This window comes from Actinacidiphila sp. bgisy144, from assembly GCF_057708105.1.
Map to the genome: position 1 here is coordinate 298,428 of NZ_JBYIRM010000002.1, position 20,789 is coordinate 319,216.

Annotated in this window: 18 protein-coding genes and 1 pseudogene; 11 read left to right on the forward strand and 8 right to left on the reverse strand. The window is 74.2% G+C overall.

Annotated features, from left to right (window positions below; translation table 11 throughout):
* Positions 1-117 precede the first annotated feature (117 nt).
* Entirely contained in the window at positions 118-816 is a 699-nt protein-coding gene (locus AC3EVP_RS04260; RefSeq protein ID WP_435126119.1) for a hypothetical protein, read from the reverse strand.
* A 248-nt stretch (positions 817-1,064) separates the two neighbouring features.
* Positions 1,065-1,955 (reverse strand): AurF N-oxygenase family protein, encoded by an 891-nt coding sequence (locus tag AC3EVP_RS04265; RefSeq protein ID WP_335977181.1) that lies wholly within the window; start codon positions 1,953-1,955, stop codon positions 1,065-1,067.
* Positions 1,956-2,129: 174 nt separating this feature from the next.
* On the opposite strand from AC3EVP_RS04265, the pseudogene AC3EVP_RS04270 reads away from it, so the two are divergent.
* A pseudogene (locus AC3EVP_RS04270) lies at positions 2,130-3,241 on the forward strand (ferritin-like domain-containing protein).
* A 222-nt stretch (positions 3,242-3,463) separates the two neighbouring features.
* Positions 3,464-4,459, forward strand: a complete 996-nt coding sequence (locus tag AC3EVP_RS04275) for a polysaccharide deacetylase family protein (protein WP_435126120.1) — start codon at positions 3,464-3,466, stop codon at positions 4,457-4,459.
* On the opposite strand, the gene AC3EVP_RS04280 is transcribed toward AC3EVP_RS04275, so the two are convergent.
* Together AC3EVP_RS04280 and AC3EVP_RS04285 are read right to left on the reverse strand one after the other, a co-directional pair.
* On the reverse strand, positions 4,437-5,927 hold the full coding sequence (locus tag AC3EVP_RS04280; protein ID WP_435126123.1) for a penicillin-binding transpeptidase domain-containing protein: 1,491 nt from the start codon (positions 5,925-5,927) through the stop codon (positions 4,437-4,439). The genes AC3EVP_RS04275 and AC3EVP_RS04280 overlap by 23 nt on opposite strands.
* Positions 5,924-7,375 carry an FtsW/RodA/SpoVE family cell cycle protein gene (locus AC3EVP_RS04285; protein WP_435126126.1) on the reverse strand — a complete coding sequence of 484 codons (1,452 nt, stop codon included), beginning with the start codon at positions 7,373-7,375 and terminating at the stop codon, positions 5,924-5,926. The genes AC3EVP_RS04280 and AC3EVP_RS04285 overlap by 4 nt, the downstream gene beginning before the upstream one ends.
* A gap of 106 nt (positions 7,376-7,481) precedes the next feature.
* Between AC3EVP_RS04285 and AC3EVP_RS04290 the strand changes: the two genes are divergently transcribed.
* Together AC3EVP_RS04290 and AC3EVP_RS04295 are read left to right on the forward strand one after the other, a co-directional pair.
* Positions 7,482-8,150, forward strand: coding sequence for a pentapeptide repeat-containing protein (locus AC3EVP_RS04290; protein ID WP_335977170.1), 669 nt, complete (start codon positions 7,482-7,484; stop codon positions 8,148-8,150).
* Positions 8,151-8,438: 288 nt separating this feature from the next.
* Complete coding sequence (locus AC3EVP_RS04295; RefSeq protein ID WP_435126130.1) at positions 8,439-8,807, forward strand: hypothetical protein; 369 nt, start codon at positions 8,439-8,441, stop codon at positions 8,805-8,807.
* 515 nt (positions 8,808-9,322) lie between these two features.
* Here AC3EVP_RS04295 and AC3EVP_RS04300 read toward each other — a convergent pair.
* Positions 9,323-10,330 carry a helix-turn-helix transcriptional regulator gene (locus tag AC3EVP_RS04300; RefSeq protein WP_335977166.1) on the reverse strand — a complete coding sequence of 336 codons (1,008 nt, stop codon included), beginning with the start codon at positions 10,328-10,330 and terminating at the stop codon, positions 9,323-9,325.
* 210 nt (positions 10,331-10,540) lie between these two features.
* On the opposite strand from AC3EVP_RS04300, the gene AC3EVP_RS04305 reads away from it, so the two are divergent.
* Positions 10,541-11,689: a Gfo/Idh/MocA family oxidoreductase gene (locus tag AC3EVP_RS04305; protein WP_435126133.1), complete on the forward strand. Its 1,149-nt coding sequence runs from the start codon at positions 10,541-10,543 to the stop codon at positions 11,687-11,689.
* Positions 11,690-11,753: 64 nt separating this feature from the next.
* Entirely contained in the window at positions 11,754-12,155 is a 402-nt protein-coding gene (locus AC3EVP_RS04310; RefSeq protein WP_335977162.1) for a hypothetical protein, read from the forward strand.
* Positions 12,156-12,643: 488 nt separating this feature from the next.
* On the opposite strand, the gene AC3EVP_RS04315 is transcribed toward AC3EVP_RS04310, so the two are convergent.
* The 3 genes from AC3EVP_RS04315 to AC3EVP_RS04325 are packed head-to-tail and all read right to left on the reverse strand — an operon-like array spanning position 12,644 to position 15,235.
* Complete coding sequence (locus AC3EVP_RS04315) at positions 12,644-13,360, reverse strand: type 1 glutamine amidotransferase (protein ID WP_335977160.1); 717 nt, start codon at positions 13,358-13,360, stop codon at positions 12,644-12,646.
* Positions 13,361-13,418: 58 nt separating this feature from the next.
* Positions 13,419-14,576, reverse strand: coding sequence for a sensor histidine kinase (locus tag AC3EVP_RS04320; RefSeq protein ID WP_435126138.1), 1,158 nt, complete (start codon positions 14,574-14,576; stop codon positions 13,419-13,421).
* On the reverse strand, positions 14,573-15,235 hold the full coding sequence (locus AC3EVP_RS04325) for a response regulator transcription factor (RefSeq protein WP_335977156.1): 663 nt from the start codon (positions 15,233-15,235) through the stop codon (positions 14,573-14,575). The genes AC3EVP_RS04320 and AC3EVP_RS04325 overlap by 4 nt, the downstream gene beginning before the upstream one ends.
* Positions 15,236-15,460: 225 nt before the next feature.
* Between AC3EVP_RS04325 and AC3EVP_RS04330 the strand changes: the two genes are divergently transcribed.
* The 5 genes from AC3EVP_RS04330 (at position 15,461) to AC3EVP_RS04350 (ending at position 20,786) form a co-directional block, all read left to right on the forward strand.
* Entirely contained in the window at positions 15,461-16,384 is a 924-nt protein-coding gene (locus AC3EVP_RS04330; RefSeq protein WP_435126141.1) for an ATP-binding cassette domain-containing protein, read from the forward strand.
* Positions 16,381-17,910, forward strand: a complete 1,530-nt coding sequence (locus AC3EVP_RS04335; RefSeq protein WP_435126144.1) for a DUF1349 domain-containing protein — start codon at positions 16,381-16,383, stop codon at positions 17,908-17,910. The genes AC3EVP_RS04330 and AC3EVP_RS04335 overlap by 4 nt, the downstream gene beginning before the upstream one ends.
* A 5-nt stretch (positions 17,911-17,915) precedes the next feature.
* Complete coding sequence (locus AC3EVP_RS04340; RefSeq protein WP_435126147.1) at positions 17,916-18,698, forward strand: ABC transporter permease; 783 nt, start codon at positions 17,916-17,918, stop codon at positions 18,696-18,698.
* Positions 18,699-18,855: 157 nt separating this feature from the next.
* On the forward strand, positions 18,856-20,040 hold the full coding sequence (locus tag AC3EVP_RS04345; RefSeq protein ID WP_335977147.1) for an ABC transporter ATP-binding protein: 1,185 nt from the start codon (positions 18,856-18,858) through the stop codon (positions 20,038-20,040).
* A complete protein-coding gene (locus tag AC3EVP_RS04350; RefSeq protein WP_435126150.1) occupies positions 20,037-20,786 on the forward strand; it encodes an ABC transporter permease in 750 nt (249 codons plus the stop codon). Before AC3EVP_RS04345 ends, AC3EVP_RS04350 begins: the two co-directional genes overlap by 4 nt.
* Positions 20,787-20,789: the final 3 nt, after the last annotated feature.

Here is a 20,789-nt window from a genome sequence, read left to right on the forward strand (position 1 = left end):
GGCCACTCCCTGGGTACGGGCACCTGACGGGCGGTCAACGCAAAGCACCTCAAAGGCAATGCGGTCCCAACGGCAGTGCGGCCTCAACGGCAGTGCTGTCGCAACGGCGAAGCGGCCTCAGTGGCGGCGCGGCACCCCGCGCGGTACGGCCGCCGCCAGCACCGCCGGCAGCAGTACGGCCACCAGCGCCATCCCCCACCACCGGTCCCAACCCCCCTCCCGGCCGGGCACGGCGGCCTCCTGCCCCGCCTCGTAGACGTCCTCGCCCGACGCGTGGACGGCCCGGCCGCCCGCACCCGCCACCCCCACCGGCACCGGCACACCGGCCGACGGCGCCGCGGCCGTACCGGAGGCCGTACCGGCGGACGCCGGGGACCCGCCCGGAGAATCCGCCGCCGGCCCCGAACCCGTCGGCGCCGCGGACGAGGCAGCGCCCGACCCCGGCGCCCCGGGCGCCGGAGCAGCCGAGGTCGGCGCCGCGGAGGGAGGAGCCGCGGACGGCGGAGCCGTGGACGGCGGAGCGCCCGACCCGGGCGCCGAGGAGGTCGGGACACCGCTGGAGGTGGGGCCGACCGACGTGGGAGGAACGGAAGCCGGCGGCCCGGACGTCGGCGCGGCCGGCCCGCACGGTCCGCCGATCTGCACCACGACCCCGGCCAGCACCACGATCACGCAGCCCCCGCCCCGCGGCGCGTCCGCCCGCGCCCCGGCGGCCTGCCCCACCCCGGCCGCCGCCAACACGGCCACCCCGCCGGCCGCCAGGGCCACGGCGGCCCGCACGCACCACCCGCCCCGGCGGGCCCTCGGTCTCCCCATTTCCATAACTATTAAGCTAAATGGCCCAGATGGGCGACACTCCTCGAACGCCCCGCAATGACGCGAACCCTCTCACCCGCCGCGCACCGCTCATCCGAACTGTTCGACCACACCCCCTCCGCCGCCCCGGAACCCGAACGCAGGTACGCCGGAACGCCCGCGGCCGACCCTGTGAAGGGCCGCCGCGGCGGCGAGTTCCAGCCACCGGCCGGGCCGCGGGCCGCGGGCCGCGCGGGCGGAAGCGACCGCTACAGCAGCCCCGACGCCCGCCACAGCGGCATCGACGGCCCCCTGAGCAGCCCGATCTCGTCGAAGAAGTCCATCAGCTTCTTCGCCGAGTGCCGCATCATCTCCCGCCGGTGCCCGCTCTCCTTCACCGCCGCGACCGCCTCCGCAGGGTTCAGGCCGACGCTCGCGTAGACCTGGGGGCTGATCAGAGAGCGCGCGATGACCCGGGCGGCCTCGGCGGACATGGTCCGGGTGAGCATGATCTCCCACCGCGGCGCGGTCTCCATCTGCCGGCGCAGCTCCTCCCGCGCGTACCTGATGTGCCGGGCCTCCTCCACGACGTGAATCCGCGTCACCCCGCGGACGAAGGGCTGGACCCGCTCGTCGGGGAAGGTCAGCCGCTGCATCCAGTCGAGGATCTCCTCGGCGAGGAGGGTGCCGGTGAAGGAACCCGGCGTCGTGGAGAACGTCTTGAGGATGCGCCCCAGGGAGTGGTCGAGGCGGGTCGGCCCGTAGGTCGGGGTGCCGAACTTCGTGACCGCGCGGGCGAACATCTTGGAGTGGCGGCACTCGTCCGCTATCTCGGTGAGCGCGTACCGCACGTGCGCGCTGGTCGGGTCGAGCGAGTACGTGTGCCGCAGCAGCAGCTGCATGAGGATCGTCTCGAACCACACGCCCGACGCGCACAGCGACGCCGCCTCGTGGCGGGACAGTTCGCGCTGCTGCTCCTCCGGCATGCGCCGCCACAGCGGGGTGTCGTAGAGCGAGACGAGCTCCGGCGGCCAGAACCAGGCGCCCTCCTCGAAGGGGGCCTCCCAGTCCAGCTCCGTGTCGGGGTCGAACGAGTGCTTCGCCGAGGCGGTCAGCAGCCGCTCTGCCGTCTTCTCCCGGCTGATCAAGGTTGCGTCCATGGTGAACCGGCCTCCGCCGCACGAGGGTTACCTTGGGTACGGTTCTTATGAGACTCTGTGTCAACAAGCCCGTCAAGTCCCCGTGCGACAACGGTGACGACGCCCACAGCGCCCGTGCAGAACCCCCACAGCGCGCCCGCAGAACATCCGCAGCCGCCCGATCGGAGTGTGTCGATGTCGACGGAAGGTCTCTACCCGCAGCCCCCCACCGAGTGGACCTGGCAGGTCCCCGCCCACGGCGCCGCCCGCTTCTCGTGGGAGTACGACGACGGTCGCGACCGCCTGCTCGCCCTCTACCAGAAGGGCAAGGACAAGCAGTGGGACGCGGTGCGCCGCATCGACTGGGACCTGGAGGTCGACCCGTACGACCCGCTCGGCACCCCCGACGAGGCGATGACCCTGTACGGCACCCGCTACTGGGACGCGATGAGCGCGGGCGAACGCGGGCTGCTGCGCCAGCACTACACCTCCTGGCAGTTCAGCCAGTTCCTCCACGGCGAGCAGGGCGCGATGGTCTGCGCGCGGCCCGCATCGTGGAGTCGGTGCCCGACCTGGACGCGAAGTTCTACTCGGCCACCCAGACCATGGACGAGGCCCGGCACGCGGAGATCTACGGCCGGTTCCTGCACGAGAAGGTCGGGATGCTGTACCCGATCAACGACAACCTCCAGGCGCTGCTCGGCGACACCCTGCGCGACTCCCGCTGGGACATGCCCTACCTGGGCATGCAGGTGCTCATCGAGGGCCTGGCGCTGGCCGCGTTCGGCATGATCCGCGACACCACCGACAAGCCGCTGCCGAAGCAGATCCTCGCGTACGTGATGCAGGACGAGGCGCGGCACGTCGCGTTCGGGCGGATGGCGCTGCGCGACTACTACAAGCAGCTGTCGGACGCCGAACTGCGCGAGCGCGAGGAGTTTGTGATCGAGGGCTGCTACCTGATGCGGGACCGGCTGCGCGGCACCGAGGTGCTGGCGAACTTCGGCATCCCGCCGGCCGAGGCGGTCGCGCTGACCGAGGAGTCGGAGTTCCTGCACCTGTTCCGCAAGCTGCTCTTCAGCCGGATCGTGCCGTGCGTGAAGGACATCGGGCTGTGGGGGCCGCGGCTCCAGAAGGCGTACCTGGACCTGGGCGTGTTCGACCTGGGCGACTCCAACCTGGACCTGCTGATGACCCAGGACGAGGAGATCGCCGAACGCCTGGACGCCGAGCGGTTCGCGGCCGAGGAGGCCGCCCGCGTCGCCGAGGTGACCGATGCGGTGGCCCGGGGCGCCGACGGTTCCTGACGTCGCCGGTCCCTCCCGTACCGTGGGCCCCGGGGGTCTCGCGCCCGGGGCACCGGTGCGCCGCCTCGCACGGCGGCGCCGTCCGGATTCTGTAACGGTGCCGGTACCGCTGACCAGGCGCGGAACCGCGGCTCGGGCGGTGGCATCTATCCGACCGAACGCGGACGGGGAGACCTGCCGCCGCAAGGAGCCGAGCGAGACGGAAAGCGGGCGGGGAAGCACATGACGGAACCGGGGCAGATACCGGAGCAGCCGTACGGGCCGGGCGAGTTCACCGGGCCGGGCGAGTTCGGACCGGCGGAGTACGGGCCGGCCGAGCACGGATCGGCCGGGTACGGGTCGGCCGGGTTCGGCGGACCGGGCTGGAACAGCAGCGGGCCGCAGCGGCCGCGCCGGTCCACCCCGCGGTTCGTCGCGATCGCCGTCGCCGTGGCCGTCGTCGTTCTCGCCGCGGTGGTCACCGCGGTCGTCTCGCCCGGCTCCGGCCACTCCGCCTCCGCCGCCTCCGGCCCGACCGGCACCAACCACTCCGCACAGCCCGGCAGCGGCGGCACCGGCGGCACCGGCGACGGGAAGTCCGGCGGCAAGGGCACGAACCAGCAGTACCCGGTCGTCCCCGACTCGATCGTGCACGCCGCCGAGGCGTCCGGCAAAGCCGTCAACATCACCATCGACGACGGCCCGGACCCGGTCTGGACCCCGAAGGTGCTGGCGGTGCTCAAGCAGCACGGCGTGCACGCCACCTTCTGCATGATCGGCCCGCAGGCCCGCGACAACCCGTCCCTGGTCCGCGAGGTCGTCGCCGCCGGCCACCGGCTGTGCGACCACACCGTCCACCACGACGAGGGCATGGACAAGAAGTCCGTCGCCTACCAGCAGTCCGAGATCCGGGACGCGCAGCAGATGATCGAGACCGCGTCCGGCGGCGCCCGGGTGTACTACTACCGCGCGCCCGGCGGCGCCTTCACCCCGGCCAGCCGCGCCTTCGCCGCCCAGCACGGCATGCGCCCGCTCGGCTGGAACGTCGACACCGAGGACTACCAGCGCAAGGGCGTGTCCACCATCGTCAACACCGTCAAGTACGAGATCGGCAACGGCCCGACCATCCTCTTCCACGACGGCGGCGGCGACCGCTCGCAGACCGTCGCCGCGCTCGACCAGACCCTGACCTGGCTCCAGCAGCAGGGCTACGCGTTCAGCTTCCCCCAGGTCGGTTGAGCCCGGCCGCGGGCTGCCGCAGCACCGCCGCCATCACCGCGCGGGCGATCGGCGCCGCGTTCCCGCCCCCGGAGATGTCCGCGCGCACCGCGTCGGCGTCCTCCACCACCACCGCGACCGCCACCGCCGCCCGGGTCCCGCCGGGCGGCTTGGCGTAGGACAGGAACCAGGCGTACGGCGTACCGGTGTTGGCCAGGCCGTGCTGCGCGGTGCCGGTCTTCCCCCCGACCACCGCGCCCGGGAGCGCCGCGCTGGTCCCGGTGCCCTCGGTGACCACCCCCTCCATCAGCTCCTGGAGCGCCGCGGCCGTCCGCGCGTCCACCGCCTGGTGCAGCAGGTGCGGCCGGGCCTGCGAGACGGTGCTCCCGGCGTGGTTGGTCACCCGGTCCACCAGGTACGGCGCCATCAGCCGCCCGCCGTTGCCGACCGCCGCGGCCACCATGGCCATCTGGAGCGGCGTCGCGGTGGTGTCGTACTGCCCGATCGAGGACAGGGCCACCTGGTCCGGGCTCATGACGGTGTCCACGTTGCTCTTCGCGACGCTCGGCGGGATGCGCAACCGGCTGTCGTTGAAGCCGAACAGCTCCGCCTGCGCCACCACGTCCGCCGCGCCCAGGTCGGCGCCGAGCTTGGCGAACACCGTGTTGCAGGAGTAGCGGAAGGCGTCGTAGACGCTGGCGTCGCGGCAGCCCGCACCCTCGTTGGTCAGCGCCACGTCCGTGCCCGGCAGCCGGTACGGGTCCGGCGAGTTCGTCGGCGCCCGCAAGTCGGTGACCTCGCCCGCGGCCAGCGCGGCGGCCGCCGTGACCACCTTGAACGTCGAACCCGGCGGGTACGTCTGGCGGATCGCCCGGTCCAGCATCGGCTGCTGCGGGTCGGCGTTCAGCCGCTTCCAGGCCGCCGTCACCGACGCGCCCGCACCCGACAGCAGCCCCGGGTCGTAGGACGGCGAGGAGACCAGCGCGAGGATGCGCCCGGTGGCCGGGTCGAGCGCGGCCACCGCGCCCCTGCGCCCGGCCAGCCCGTCGTACGCGGCCTGCTGCGCGGCCGGCTCGATCGTGGTGTGGACGTCGCCGCCGCGCTGCCGGGCCCGGGTGATCTCGCGCCACAGCGGCTGGTCGTCCAGCGCGCCCGACGTGCCGTCGAGCAGGCTGTCCTCGGTGCCCTCCAGCAGGGTGGCGCCGTAGGTCTGCGAGGAGAAGCCGGTCACCGGCGCGTACAGCGGGCCGTCGGCGTAGCTGCGGACGTACCTCAACGGGCCGCCGGCCGGCCGCGATCCGGTGACGGCGCGGCCGCCGACGAGGATGTCGCCGCGCGGCTGGGCGTAGCGGGCGATGTCCGCGCGCCGGTTGGCGGGGTTCGCCGCGTAGCCGCCGGCCGCCACGAGCTGCACGCGGGTGGCGTTGGCGAGCAGGGCGAGCAGCAGGAGGAGGCAGAAGACGGCGGCGTGCCGTACGCAGCGGTTCACGCCGGGTTCCCGGGCAGTTGCGGGCGTCGGCGTTCCGGGGCCGGTCCTTGCGGGTCCGGGCGGCGGGCCCGGTCGCTGATCCGCACCAGCAGCGCCACGACCAGCCAGTTCGCCACCACCGACGAGCCGCCCTGCGCCAGGAACGGCATCGCCATGCCGGTCAGCGGGATCAGGTCCGTCACCCCGCCGGTGACCACGAACACCTGGAGCGCCACGATCGACGCCAGCCCCGCCGCCAGCAGCCGCCCGAACGGGTCCCGGGTGGCCAGCGCCGCCGCGAACCCCCGCGCCACCAGCAGCGCGTACAGCGCCAGCAGCGCGCACAGCCCGGCGAGCCCCAACTCCTCGCCCACGGTGGCCAGCACGAAGTCCGACTTCGCGGCGAAGCCCACCAGGTAGGACGAGCCCCGGCCGAGCCCGGTGCCCAGCGCCCCGCCGTCGCCGAACGCGAAGAGCGACTGGGCGAGCTGGCCGGGCCCCTGCCCGGCGCCGATCGACGCGAACGGATGCAGCCAGTCCCGCACCCGCGCGTGCACATGCGGTTCGGTCGCGCCCACCGCCACCGCGCCGCCCGCCGCCAGCAGTAGCCCCGCCGCGGTCCACCCGACCCGCCCGGTCGCCACGTAGAGCATCACCACGAACAGGCCGAAGAACAGCAGCGACGTGCCGAGGTCGCGCTCCAGCACCAGGACGCCCACGCTCGCCAGCCACACCGCGATCACCGGCCCCAGCACCCGCCCGGTCGGCAACTGGAGCCGCCGCAGCCCCTTCAGCCGCCCCGCCAGCGGCAGCGGGCGGCCCGCGTACGCCAGCGCCGCGCGGTTCGCCGCCAGGTAGCCGGCGAAGAAGACCGCCAGCAGCACCTTCGCGAACTCGCCCGGCTGGATGGAGAACCCGGCCACCCTGATCCAGATCCGGGCCCCGTTCACCGCCGGGAAGGCGATCGGCGCGGCCAGCAGCACCAGCGCCGCGGTCACGCTCACATAGGTGTACCGCGCCAGCACCCGGTGGTCGCGCAGCAGCAGCACCGCCACCGCGAACAGGCCCACCCCGCACGCGGACCACACCAGTTGGGCCGGCGCCGCCCGCGGGCCGAGCACCGGCTCCAGGTCCAGCCGGTGGACCAGCACCAGCCCCACACCGTTGAGCAGCACCGCGACCGGCAGCAGCAGCGGGTCGGCGTACCGGGCCCGGGCGCGCACCGCCAGGTGCGCCAGCAGCGCCAGCCCGCCGAGCCCGGCGCCGTACGACAGCGCGTCCTTCGGCGCCGCGCCGCTGCGGGCCAGCCCCACGTCCGCGTAGCCGCAGACCGAGATGGCCACCGCGGCCACCAGCAGGCACAGCTCCACACCGCGGCGGGCGGCAGGGCGGGGCCGCGCCGCGCCGGTCTGGGCAGCCGGCCGGGGCGGGGTGGGCGGGGGAGGAGCGGTCGCCGACGTTGCGCTCATGGGCGGTCACGCTAGCAACCGCCGACCGGTATGTCTGTTAAGTCGCCTTGCGTGCTGGTGTTCGCCACGGCGTGCTCTGTCGGTGCCCCGGCCTAGGGTGATCGGCATGACCGCCGTGCCCCACGCCCCGGACGACCTCGCCGACCTGCCCTACGCGCACCTGCTGCGCCCGCACACCGGCCCGTTGGAGGTCGAGGGCGACTACGACACCGTGCACCTGGACCGGCTCGACGTCCCGCCGGGCGGCCGCGCCGCCGGGTCCCGCTTCCTCGAATCGGCCGTCACCGACTGCTCCTTCGACGGCACCGACCTGCGCGGCGCCCGGATGAACGACCTGTGGGCGTCGGGCACCCGCTTCACCGGCGTCTCGCTCGCCGAGAGCACCTGGCTGGACTCGGCGCTCGTCGGCTGCTCGCTCGCCGGGGTCGAGGCGTTCGGCGCGGTGCTGCGCCGGGTGGTCTTTCGCCGCTGCAAGCTCGACTCGGTCAACCTGCGCGCCGCGCGGCTGGACGACGTGGTCTTCGAGGACTGCGTGCTGCGGGACGTCGACCTCGGCGGCGCCAGGCTGACGGGCGCGGCCTTCCCCGGCAGCCGGCTGGAGCAGGTCCGGCTGGGCCGGGCGGAGCTGAAGCGCACCGACCTGCGCGGCGCGGTCGCCATCGACCTCGCCGACGGGTACGACAGCCTGCGCGGCGCGGTGATCGGTTCGCACCAGCTGCTGGACCTCGCTCCCGCGCTGGCGCAGACCCTCGGCATCACGGTGCGGGACCGCTGAGGATTGCGCGAACGTGCCTGCCCCGCACGCCACATGGCTCGCGTTCCGACGCCCCAGGTCACAGGGCTGACCGCGGTTCTGCTGCGCGAACGCGCCATTGCGGATTCCGGCCGGTCGGTGGGCATTGTCCGGATCACCCGGTTCCTGGTTCTCTCTTCTTACCGCCCCCGGCGAGGAAGGAACGACTCAGTGCAGGAGACCGAGTTCCGGAGCGCACACCATCTGTGTGTCGAGACGGACCCGGCCCTGTGTGAGCCTTGCCAGGAGCGGCTGGATCGGCAACTCGCCTTGCTTCCCCGGGTATACGGCGAGTTGGAGGCACCCCTCGTAGCGGCGCCGGACTCCGGCGATCGTGAGACCGGCACTGCCCGGCCCGGCATCCCCCTGAACGGGCCGGCTGTCGAGGCGCGCGCCGCTGTACGAGGCACTCTTGCCTCCTGGGCCGATCTGATGGTCGAGGGCCGCACCGTCCGTCTCCCCCTGCGGACGGTGCCGGCCCTCGCGGCCTTCCTCCGGAGACATCTCGGCTGGCTGGCCGTACATCCGGCCGCCGAGGACGCCGCCGCGGACATCGACGCGGTGCTCCGGCAGGCGCTGCGGGCCCTGCGAACCCCCACCTTCTCCGCGACCCCCACCTCCACCGGCCGCGCGGCCTGACCCCCCACTACCTGTCACCCCACCCACCCCGAACTTCCTGCGAAGCCGTTCCCCCCACACACAACGGCCCCCCACACGCAGGAAGCGCTGTACGGCCCGTGAATCATCTCGGGCCGTACAGCGCGAATCGCACGCTGCCGGTGCTTACGCCGGCGGGTACCAGATGAGCGGAGACGCGAGGTTGCCAGTGGTGTCACTCGACGCGATGGCCGCGGAGTGTGCTGCTGCGGAGTGCGACGGGCTGACTGCCGACGGACCGGCGGCGGATGCGTCGGCCGCGACGGCGACAGTCGTGCCGCCGATCGATCCGAGTGCAAGCGCCAACGCGGCGACGGCGGGCACGTGAGCCCTGAGCCATTTACGCGACATTGGGTTCCTTAACGGTCAAGGCCGGGGGGGAGCCTGGGATGGTGCGTTATGCGTAAATATGCATAACGCCTACCAGGATGCCAAGCGGCCAACTGGAATGCCACGTTCCGTGGGTGCGAAAGTACGCCATGGCGTGGACGCGCACGTCAGATCAGGTCATTGGTCGCAGCAAGCACCCCGGCCTGGAATCGGCTCTCCGCATCAAGATAGCGCATCACCTCTGACACCAGGCGACTCACGGTGCGCAATGACACCCCTAGTTTTCGGGCAATGCGTTCGTCGGTCAGGCCGTTTGCGAGTAGGCGCAGGGTGGTGCGGTGCTGCTCGGTGAGTTCGCTGTTGTCGTCCTGGCCGGTCTGGCCTCTGCTGCTGTACGGCACGGCGCGCAGCCAGCAGTCCTCGTACATGGCCAGGTAGCAGCGGACCAGGACCGGGCCGCGGATCACTACCGCCGGGCCGTCCGGGTCCGACGGCTCCGCTCGGGTGAGCGCCGTGTGTTCGTCGGCCACCAGGAGATCGAACGGCACCTGGGGAATGAGCCGGACTTCCGCGCCGAGCGCCGCGAGGTCGGTGAGGTATTTCCGTTGCCGTGGACCGGAGTTCACGCTCTGGCCGTAAATGGCGCGCACACGGATGTTCTTCTCGATGAACGCGCGGTCGGAATCGAGCGAGCTCTCCAGGAATTCCGGTGGCGGCAATGGGCCGGGGTGCATGGAGGACACGACTTCCGATACCGTGGCGCCGAAATCGCGTACGAATTCCCGGCGGCGGGCCGGCCCGCTGAGCACCTCCACCTCGACGTCGGCGGGTTCCCTGGTCACCATGGGGCGGTAGCGCTCCATGAGGGTCTCGGCCGCCTTGACCACGGAGGTCAGCTCGTCACGCTGCGCGACGAGAGTGTCCCGCTGCTTGGCCAGCAGGCTCATGATCGCGGTGTCGGGTTCGACCGAGTCCATCTTGCCCGGGCGCCAGCTCGGACGTACCAGGCCCAGCTCGTCCAGTTCCTGCCAGCCGGCCGCGGCCTCCTCCAGGGTGAGGCCCAGGCTCTCGTTGACCTTCTCGCGCTCGCTGGAGCCGCTGGCCAACAGCGCCCGGTATATCGCGAGTCCGATCGCGGCCGCATCCGCGTCCCCACGTCGTGCCGTACCGGCCACGTCTGCTCCCCCTCACTCCACGCGCTGTGCTGCTCCGGCAGGCCCGAGCCGTCACCGAGTCCGCGCCCGTAGCGACTTTAGCAATGGATGCGGCGGGTGCCAGGGGCGCTGCTTCGCCGTCCTTTGCCGCGGCCTCGGAAGGTGCCGGACATAATCGATCACGTGTCCGCCGAATGTCACCATTCCGGCGTGCCGGAGAAGGGGTTTCCGATGGCAGAACGGGCAGGAATCGGCGGGGAGCGGGCGGGCGGGGGCCCGGTGCCCGTGGTGCTGGTGGGCGCCGGGAAGGTGGCGCACGCCGCCCACCTGCGGGAACTGCGCGACCTCCCGGACGAGCTGCACCTCGCCGCCGTGGTCGAGCCGGACCCCGCCCACATCGCCGCCCTGCACCGGGTGGGCCTCGGCACGGTCGACCGGTACGCATCGGTCACCGCGGCCGCCCGCGCGGGCGCCCGGGCCGCGCTGGTCTGCACCCCGTGGTGGACGCACCGCGACGTCGTCCTGGAGTGCCTGGCCGCCGGCCTGCCGGTGCTCTGTGAGAAACCCGTCACCCTCGACCCCGCGGAGATCGAGGAGCTGGCCGCGGCCGAGCGCCGCACCGGCCTGCCGGTCACCGCCGGGTACATGAAGCGGCACGACCCGGTGGTGCGGCTCTTCCTCGACCACTGCCGGGCCCGGCTCGACCGGGCCCGCCGCCTGACCGTGGACATCCACGACCCGAACGCGCCGCACCAGGTCGCACACCTGCTGCCGTACGACCCGCCGCCCTTCGGCCCGCAGCCGCCGCCGGCCCGGGAGGCGCTGGCCCGCGCGCTCGGGCCGGCCGCCTCTCAGGCGCAGCGGGAGGCGTACGCCCGCGGGCTCGGCGGTTCGCTGATCCACCAGGTCAACCTGGTGCACGCGGTGCTGGCCGGCAGCGGCCGGAAGCTGGCCGGGCGGCTGCTGCACGCCGACGGGTGGGCCCAGGGCGCCGGGGTGAGCTGCCGGTGGCGGCCCGACGACGGGCTGCTGGTCGACATGACCCACCAGCGGCTGCCCGCGCACCGCCGCTACCGGGAGGTGCTGGAGTTCACCGCGTCGGACGGTGTGGCCACTCTCACGCTGCCCTCGCCGTACGCGCGGGACGAGGCAGCCACGCTGACCGTGCAGAGCTGGGACCCGGCGGGCGGGCCGGCCGAGCGGCGCGTGTACACCGCCGAGCCGGGGCAGACCGGGTTCCGGCGCCAGCTGCTGGCCTGGGCGCGGCAGCTGCGAGGGGAGCCCGGGTCGCGGGGCGCGGCGGGGGAGGCGCTGCCGGGGCTGGCGGATGTGCGCACGGACACGCGCGCGGTGCGCGAGGCGGCCCTGCGATTGGCGTGACCTCCGGCGGACGGGGGTAGCCGGTCAGCAGAGGGGGGTCCCCGTTCTTCGGAGGTGACCGCAGATGCTGATCCTGCTGGGACTGCTGCTCCTCGCCTGTACGGCCGCGTTCGTCGGGCTCGCCATCGCCGACAACCTCGGCGGCGGCCCGCACTACGACGTGACCGTGCTCGGCCACCACATCGCGACCATGAACGGCCTCGCGCTCTTCTGCGCCGGACTTGCCCTCGCCCTGATCTTCGGGCTCGGCTGCCTGATGGCGATGGGCGGGGGCGCGCTGCACCGACGCAGGTCGCGCCGGTACCGGGCGCTGCGGCACGACGCGGCCGCCGCCGACCGCGAGCGGGACGCGCTGGTCGCGCGGCGGGAGAACGAGGAGGCGGCCGCGGCCGGGGCGGGCGCGCAGCGGGTGAGTCCCGCGCACACCGGGTCCCGCCGCCACGGCCGGCACCTGTTCGGCCACTGACCGCCACTGGTCGCCACTGACCGTACGCGCCGGACGGGACCGCACCGGCCGTACGGCACCTCCCGCACGAAAAAACGGCGGCTCCGGGTTCACCCGGAGCCGCCGAACGAGTGCAGTGACGGCCCCGGGGGGGGATGGGGGCCGCCACGCAGGTCCTACGTTACGCGCCTTCGGCGGATGGTGTGGCGAAGCACGCGGTTTTCGGCGTGGCGATTTCACGTCGGGCACCGGAACGGACGGCAGCCGGGCCGGCAACCACGGGGGGAGCCGCCGGCCCGGCCGGTCTTTCGGGCCGCGGCCCTGGTCGGGTGCCGGCCGCGCGTGTCGATCGACGTTCGGCACAATCCTGGACTTCACCGCCCGCCCCCGTCAACAGGAGTGAATCGGACAGTCGTTGCGTTTCATTCTGGCTAAAAATCTCCGCCGCGCCGTCCCGGGGGTCGCCCGGGAATGCCCGGCCGGACGCCCGGGGGATGCCCGGGGGGGCGTCAGGCCGCGGTGGTGGCCGCGTGGTGGGCGAAGCGCAGGGCGACCTTCTGCCAGACGGCCGCCGCGGCGGCGTCGGCGGCCAGGGCGTCGCGGTGCAGGGTGTCGCGGTCGGCGCCGAGGCGGGCCAGGCGGTCGGGGTCCCAGTGGGCGATGCGGTCGGCGGCCGCCTCAGGGTGGAACTGGACGCCCCACGCGCTGCCGCCGAGCCGGAACGCCTGGTAGGGGCAGCCCTCGGTGGAGGCGAGCCAGGTGGCGCCCGGGGGCAGGGCGGTGATGGCGTCCACGTGGTTCTCGATGGCGTGCGGGCGGCTCGGCAAGCCCGTGAACAGCGGGTCGTCCGCCGCTTCCTGACGTAGCGTCAGTTCCACGTCGCCCACCTCGGGCCGGCCGTGCTCGCCGCGCACCGCGCCCCCGCCCACCTGGGCGAGCAACTGGCCGCCCAGGCAGATCCCGAACACCGGAAGGCCGAACTCCAGGGCCTCGCCCGCCAGTTCACGGGTGCGCGCGAGCCAGGGCGCGCGGGCGTCGTCGTCCGGGAGGTAGCCGCCGCCGAGGACCACCAGCGCCTGGTAGCGCGGCCGCAGCCGCTCCGGCAGCGGGTCGCCCGCGTAGCCGTGCACGACCTCCAGCGTCAGCCCGCCCTCGTACAGCCACCGCTCCCACCGCCCCGGCCCGCCGGTCGGGGTGTTCTGCACCACCAGTGCCGTCACCGTCATGCCGTGACCTGCCCTTCCGCTGCCGTTCGCCGTCCGTTCCCCCCATCCAAGCCCATCCTCACGGCGCCTTCGCAGCCGGGCCGGGCGGGAAGTCGACGCGTACGGTGAGGCCGCCGCCGGGGTGCGGGGTGAGGGTGAGGGCCGCGCCGTGGGCGGTGGTGGCGGCGCGGACGATGGCCAGGCCCAGTCCGTGGCCGTGCTGGGGCCCGCCGGTGCGCGCGGTGCCCAGCCGCTGGAAGGGCTCGAAGAGGCGGTCGACCTCCTCCGGCGGCACGACCGTCCCGGAGTTGGCGACCTCGAGGTGTCCTCCGCCGCCGGGGGAGCCGCCGGTGCGGACGCGGACGTGGCCGCCGGGGTGGTTGTGGCGCAGCGCGTTGCCCACGAGGTTGTCCAGCAGGAGGTCGGCCAGGCCCCGGTCGCCGCGTACGAGGGCCGGGCCGAGGTCGGCCGCCACCTCGACGTCCAGGCCGGCGGCCTCCTCGCCGTGGCGGGCCAGCACCTCCGCCGCGACCTCCGCGAGGTCGACGTCCTCCCACTGCCGCACCCCGCGCTCCCCGGTGGCGAGCGCGAACAGCGCCTCCATCAGCCGGGCCTGCCGCGCCCCGAGCAGCAGCGCCTGCTCGCACGCCTCCCGCAGCGCCGCCGCGTCGGCGCCGGGATCGGCCAACGCGACCTGGAGCAGGGTGCGTTCGGCCGCGAGTGGTGTGCGCAGCTCGTGCGAGGCGTTTGCCACGAAGTGCCGCTGGGCCTGGAAGGACGCCTCCAGCCGGGCGAACAGGTCGTCCAGGGTCTGCCCGAGCTGTGTGAACTCGTCGCCCGATCTGCGGATCGCCAGCCGCCGCCCGAGGCCGGCCGCGGACATCTCCCCGGCGGCCGCGGTGATCGTCCGCAGCGGCCGGAGCAGCCGCCCGGACAGCAGCCAGCCCAGCGCCACCGACAGGGCCACCAGCGCCACCAGCGCGACCGCGGACCCGGTGACGTACTGCCGCATGTCGCGGCCGTGCTGGGTCTCCGCCAGCGAGGGGCCGTACCCGGGCGGGTGCGGGCCCGCCGCGGTGCCGGGCGCGCGGATGGTCGAGGTCGACCCCACGAACAGGTTGGGGATGGCGAGCAGGACCGTACCGGAGAGCAGGAAGAGGCCGCCGTAGAGCACGGCGAGCCGCATCCGCACCGTACGGGGCCACGGCAGCGGCCGGACCGCCCGCACCGCCGTCACGACTCCTCGATCCGGTAGCCGCCCTCGCGGACGGTCTCGATCAGCGGCGGCTCGCCCAACTTCAGCCGCAGCCGCCGCACGGTGGTCTTCACGGTGGTCGTGAACGGGTCGGCGGCCTCGTCCCACACCCGGTCCAGCAGCTCTTCCGCGGAGACGGCCGCGCCGCGCGCCCCGAGCAGGCACTCCAGCAGCGCGAACTCCTTCGGGCTCAGGTCGAGTCGGCGCCCGGCGCGGAAGGCGGTCCGCCGGGCGGGGTCCAACCGCACTCCGCCGGCGGTGAGCACCGGCGGCAGCGCCGGCGTCGAACGGCGGCCCAACGCCCGGACCCGCGCGACCAGTTCGGCGAAGTCGAACGGCTTGGGCAGGTAGTCGTCGGCGCCCAGCGCGAGGCCGTCCACCCGGTCGCTGACCGCCGCCGCCGCGGTCAGCATCAGCACTCGGCTGTGGGCGGGGCCCGCCGCCAGGCCGCGGCAGATCTCGTCGCCGTGCACCCCCGGCAGGTCCCGGTCGAGGACCACCACGTCGTACCGGGTCACGGCCAGCCGCTCCAGTGCCTGCGGGCCGTCCAACGCCACGTCCACCGCCATGCCCTCGCGGCGCAGCCCGGTCGCCACCGCCGTCGCCAGCACCTCGAAGTCCTCGACCACCAGCACTCTCATGTGTCCACGATGCCAGCCGCCCGGTGTCAGGGGGGTGTCGGCGGGGCTGGGGGTGGCGGCGGGGTGACGGTGGGGAGTTGGGGTGGCGGCGGGGGCGGTGTCAGGGGGGTGTCGGTCGGCGGCACCGGGGCGGCACCGGGGGCGCCGTAGAACCGGTGCCGATGCCGTACGGGCACGCCGCCGGAGGGCGGGGGCGGGCGTGCGGCCGGGAAAGGAGCCGTGGCGATGGGCGAGGCGGGGGTGGCGGTGCGGGGCCTGCGCAAGCGGTACGGGCCGACTGTGGCGCTGGACGGGATGGACTTCACCGTGGTGCCGGGCCGGGTCACCGGCTTCGTGGGGCCGAACGGCGCCGGGAAGTCGACCACGATGCGGGTGGTGCTGGGCCTGGCCGCCGCGGACGAGGGCACCGCGCTGATCGGCGGGCGGCCCTACCGCGCACTGCGGCGGCCGATGACGCGGGTCGGCGCGCTGCTGGACGCCGCCGCTCTCCAGCCGGGGCGCCGGGCGCGCAACCACCTGCTGTGGCTGGCGCGTTCGCAGGGCATCGGCGCGCGCCGGGTGGACGAGGTGCTCGGGCAGGTCGGGCTGGCCGCGGTCGCGGGGCGCCGCGCGGGCGGCTTCTCGCTCGGGATGCGGCAGCGGCTGGGCATTGCCTCGGCACTGCTCGGCGACCCTGGGGTGCTGATGATGGACGAGCCGTTCAACGGCATGGACCCCGAGGGCATCGTCTGGCTGCGCGGACTGCTGCGCGGTCTCGCCGCCGAGGGGCGGGCGGTGCTGATCTCCACCCACCTGATGGGTGAACTCCAGGGCGCGGCGGACCACTTGGTGGTGGTCGGCCGCGGCCGGGTCGTCGCGGACGCGGCCGTGGCCGAACTGCTGGCCGCCGCGTCGGACGGCGGGCACGTCACGCTGCGGACCCCGCGCCCGGATCTGGCCGCAGGCGTCCTCACCGCGGCGGGCGGCACCGCGGCCCCGGACGGCGCCGGCGTTCTGCGCGTGGCCGGCCTGGCCGCGCGGGACGTCGTCGCGCGCCTCACCGACGCGGGCGTGGCGTTCACCGAAGTGACCGCGCACCGGGCCACGTTGGAGGACGTGTACCTGCGACTGACCAGGGCGGAAGCGGAGTTCACGGGGGAGCGGTCATGAGCGGCCTGTGGTCGGCGGTGCGCGCCGAGTGGACGAAGCTGCGCACCGTACGCGGCTGGGTCGTCGCTCTGGTGGCGGCGGTCGCGGTGACCGTGGGCATCGGGTACGCCTCGGCGACCGGGACCCGCTCCGGCGGCTGCCCCGGGATGCGGGTGTGCGGGCCGCCGAAGGGCCCGGGCGGGGTGGCCGTGGTGGACACGTTCACCTTCGTGCACCGGCCGCTGGGCCCGCACGCCACCCTCACCGCGCGGATCACCTCGCTGACCGGACGGCTCGCCGCGCCGGATGACGGCGCGCCCGACCTGGAGGCGTGGGCCAAGGCGGGCCTGATCGTGCGGGACGGCACCGCGCAGGGCCGTACGTACGCGGCCGTCATGGCCACCGGCGGCCACGGGGTGCGGGTGCAGAGCGACTTCACGCACGACACGGCGGGTCCGCAGGTGCCCGCGCCGTCGGCCGCCGCGCCGCGCTGGCTGCGGCTGACCCGCGCGGGCGCGACCGTCACCGCCTTCACCTCGTCCGACGGCGCGCACTGGACGAGGGTCGCCACCGCGACGCTGCCCGGCCTGCCCGCGACCGCGCAGGTCGGGCTCTTCGCCACCGCCCCGGAGCGCGTGGCGGTGGACCGGCACGCCGTCGGCTCGGCGGCGACGAGCGAACCGACCCGCGCCACAGCGGAGTTCGACCGGGTGACGCTGAGCGGTGCCGAGCCGGCGGGCGTACCGGACACGGGTGGCTGGCGTACCACCGTCGTCGGCGCCGACCCGGTCGCCGCCGCCGGCTCCGGGGCCGCCCGGCGCGCGCTGCCCGGCGGCGCGGCGTTCACCGTCCGCGGCTCCGGCGACATCGCGCCCGCCGTCGGGGGAGAGGCGTTCGGGGCCCGGAGCGTGGAACGCGGGTTGGCCGGCACGTTCGCGGGGCTGCTCGTCCTGGTGGTGCTCGGCACCTCCTTCGCCACCGCGGAGTACCGGCGCGGCCTGATCCGCACCACCCTCGCGGCCCAGCCGCACCGCGGCACCGTCCTCGCGGCCAAGGCGGTGGTGGTCGGTGCGGCCGCCTTCGCCGCCGGGCTCGCCGCCGCCGTGCTGTCGCTCGCGCTCACCACCCGCCGCCTGCACGCCGAGGGGGTCTTCGTCCTTCCGGCGAGCACCGCTACGCAGGCGCGGGTGGTGGTCGGCACCGCGCTGCTCCTCGCGCTGTCCGCGGTGCTCGCGCTGGCCGTGGGCGTGGTGCTGCGCCGGGCGGCCGGTGCGGTCGCCGCGGTCGTCGCCGGGGTGGTGCTGCCCTACCTCCTGGTGCTGACCGCGCTGCCGGACGCCGCCGCCCGGTGGGTGCTGCGGATCACCCCGGCGGCCGCGTTCGCCGTGCAGCAGACGCTGGTCCGCTACCGGCAGGTCGCGGGCCTCTACACGGCGTCGGAGGGCTACTACCCGCTGGCGCCGTGGGCGGGGCTGGCGGTCCTCCTCGGCTGGACCGCGGCCGTGCTCACCGCCGCGTACGCGCTGCTGCGCCGGAGGGACGGGTGAACGCCGTGGACGGGCGCCTCCGGTGCGGGGCGCTGCGGGACGCGGTCCGCGCGGAGTGGACCAAGGCACGCACGTCCCCCGCCACGTGGCCGCTGCTCGGCGCGCTCGTGGTGCTGACCGTCGCGGTCGGTGCGCTGGCCGCCGGGTCGGTGGACGGCCGCCCCGGGACGGACGCGGCCAAAACCGCGCTGACCGGGGTGCACCTCGGGCTGGCGGTGGCCGCGGTGCTCGGGGCGGGGGCGCTGGCGGGCGAGCACGCCACCGGGATGCTGGGCAGCACCTTCGCCGCGGTGCCGGGCCGGGGCACCGTACTGGCCGCGAAGGCGGTGGTGCTGGTGGGCCTGGTGCTGCCCGCGGCCCTGCTGGCGGTCGGCGGTTCGCTGCTGGCCGGACGGCTGCTGCTGCCCGCCGCCGCCCGGCCCGGACTGTCCCTGGCCGACGGCCCGGTGCTGCGCGCGGCGGCCGGTTCGGCGGTGTGCGTGGTGCTGGTCGCGCTGCTCGCGCTCGGTACGGCCGCGGTCGTACGGGACCCGGGCGCGTCGGTCGGCTGCGTCCTCGCGCTGCTGTACCTCTTCCCGGTGGCGGCGGCGCTGGTGGACGACCCGGTGTGGCAGCGGCGGTTGGTGCGGGTCGGGCCGGCCAGTGCGGGGCTGGGGGTGCGGACCACCGTGCCGGACGCGGTGCGGGCGCTGCCGATCGGGCCGTGGGCCGGGCTCGCGGTGGCGGCGGGATGGGCGGCGGGCGCGCTGCTCGCCGGGGTGTGGGCGCTGCGCGCCCGGGACGTGTGACGTAGGGTCCGCGGTACGTACCGGGGCATAAGACCGGCCGTCCTGGCCGGATTCAAACTGTTGTCATACTGCCGGTCTAGACTCTGCCCGCGACGGCTGTGCGCGCGTGCCCGGGAGCAGGCCGCAGCGATGCCAATCCCGGAGGGGACACGGACTTTTGATACAGATCGAGTCGATAACCAAGCGGTATCCCGACGGCACCACCGCGGTCGACAACCTGTCGTTGGAGATACCGGACAACGCCATCACCGTGCTGGTCGGCCCCTCGGGCTGCGGCAAGACCACCACCATGCGGATGATCAACCGCATGGTGGAGCCGAGTTCGGGGCGCATCCTGATCGACGGCGCCGACATCCACCAGCAGCCGGTCAACGCGCTGCGCCGGTCGATGGGCTACGTCATCCAGAACGCGGGCCTCTTCCAGCACCGTACGATCCTGGACAACATCGCCACCGTCCCGCGCATGCTCGGCTGGGACAAGAACCGGGCCCGCAGCCGCGCGTCGGAGCTGATGGAGCGGGTCGGTCTGGACTCCTCGCTCGCCAAGCGCTATCCCTACCAGCTCTCCGGCGGCCAGCAGCAGCGCGTCGGGGTGGCCCGCGCGCTCGCCGCGGACCCGCCGGTGCTGCTGATGGACGAGCCGTTCTCCGCCGTCGACCCGATCGTCCGCAAGGTACTTCAAGCCGAACTCCTGCGTATCCAGGAGGAGTTGGGCAAGACCATCGTCTTCGTCACGCATGACATCGACGAGGCGATCCGGCTCGGCGACATGATCGCGGTGCTGCGGACCGGCGGCCGGCTGGCGCAGTTCGCGCCGCCGGACGAGCTGCTGTCCCGCCCGGCCGACGACTTCGTCGAGGACTTCCTCGGCACCGACCGCGGGGTGCGGCGGCTGTCGTTCTTCACCTCCGCGGGCCTGGAGCTCACCACCGCGCCCGTGGTCTCGGTCGACACCACGCCCGCGCAGATCGCGGAGCGGGCCGCCGCCGAGGTGCCCTACCTGCTGGTCACCGGCGCCGACGGCAAGCCGCTGGGCTGGGCCGAGCCGAAGTACCTCGCGGGCGGCGGGAAGAGCCTGTCGGCCGACCAACTCATCAGCTACGGGCGGCCGTTCGAGTTCGGCCGCGAGTCGCTGCGGGACGCGCTGGACTGCGCGGTGCTCTCGCCCACCGGCTGGGCGGTCGCCGTGGACGGCGACGGGCGCGTGGTCGGCGTCACCTCGCAGGCGACGATCGGCGCGGCGATCCGCAGTGCGCACGCCGAGCGCGGCGGGAACCACGGCAAGCGCGGCAAGCAGAACAAGAGCGGGCAGGACGCCGGCCCGGTGCAGGTCGCCCGATGAGCAGCGGCGGCAACGGGTTCTTCGACCTCCCCAGCGACCTCCAGCACTCCTACGCCGGGCTGATCGGCATCCACCTGGAGGAGTCGCTGATCCCGGTCGCGATCGGACTGGCGGTGTCGCTGCCGCTGGCCCAGGCGTGCGTGCGGTTCCGCTGGCTCTACCCGCCGGTGCTGTGGGTCACCACGATCCTGTACGCCATCCCGTCGATCGCGTTCTTCGTCTTCCTGATCGACTACACCGGCGACAGCGCGACCACGGTGATCATCCCGCTGACCGTCTACAGCCTGGTGATCCTGCTGCCGTCGATCGTCGACGGCGTCAGATCGGTGCCCCCGGAAACGCTCGCCGCCGCCGAGGCGATGGGCTTCAACTCCTTCCAGCGCTACTTCCAGGTGCAGCTGCCCATGGCGGTGCCCGCGATCTTCGCCGGGCTGCGGGTGGCGACGGTCTCCAGCATCAGCCTGGTCAGCGTCGGCACGATCATCGGCAACCAGGGCGGGCTCGGCAACCTGCTCGGGGACGCGCTCGCCTACCACCGCTCCAACCTCGCGGTCACGTCCGTGGTGTCGATCGCGGTGCTCGGCGTCGTCATGGACCTGCTGCTGATCGGCCTGCGCACGCTGCTCACGCCGTGGATGCCGCGCGGGCGCAAGGCGGCGAAGCGGGCGAGCCTGGCGGCGGCCGTCGAGTCCGACGGTCCGGCCCGGTCCGACCACCCGGCCCAGCTGGAAGGCGCGGCCAAGTGAACA

Coding starts and splice junctions, on each gene's coding strand:
- AC3EVP_RS04350 (WP_435126150.1), top strand. CDS start 20,037: ATGAGCAGCGGCGGCAACGGGTTCTTCGACCTCCCCAGCGACCTCCAG.
- AC3EVP_RS04285 (WP_435126126.1), bottom strand. CDS start 7,375: ATGAGCGCAACGTCGGCGACCGCTCCTCCCCCGCCCACCCCGCCCCGG.
- AC3EVP_RS04325 (WP_335977156.1), bottom strand. CDS start 15,235: ATGAGAGTGCTGGTGGTCGAGGACTTCGAGGTGCTGGCGACGGCGGTG.
- AC3EVP_RS04330 (WP_435126141.1), top strand. CDS start 15,461: ATGGGCGAGGCGGGGGTGGCGGTGCGGGGCCTGCGCAAGCGGTACGGG.
- AC3EVP_RS04310 (WP_335977162.1), top strand. CDS start 11,754: ATGCTGATCCTGCTGGGACTGCTGCTCCTCGCCTGTACGGCCGCGTTC.
- AC3EVP_RS04265 (WP_335977181.1), bottom strand. CDS start 1,955: ATGGACGCAACCTTGATCAGCCGGGAGAAGACGGCAGAGCGGCTGCTG.
- AC3EVP_RS04335 (WP_435126144.1), top strand. CDS start 16,381: ATGAGCGGCCTGTGGTCGGCGGTGCGCGCCGAGTGGACGAAGCTGCGC.
- AC3EVP_RS04305 (WP_435126133.1), top strand. CDS start 10,541: ATGGCAGAACGGGCAGGAATCGGCGGGGAGCGGGCGGGCGGGGGCCCG.
- AC3EVP_RS04315 (WP_335977160.1), bottom strand. CDS start 13,360: ATGACGGTGACGGCACTGGTGGTGCAGAACACCCCGACCGGCGGGCCG.
- AC3EVP_RS04260 (WP_435126119.1), bottom strand. CDS start 816: ATGGGGAGACCGAGGGCCCGCCGGGGCGGGTGGTGCGTGCGGGCCGCC.
- AC3EVP_RS04290 (WP_335977170.1), top strand. CDS start 7,482: ATGACCGCCGTGCCCCACGCCCCGGACGACCTCGCCGACCTGCCCTAC.
- AC3EVP_RS04275 (WP_435126120.1), top strand. CDS start 3,464: ATGACGGAACCGGGGCAGATACCGGAGCAGCCGTACGGGCCGGGCGAG.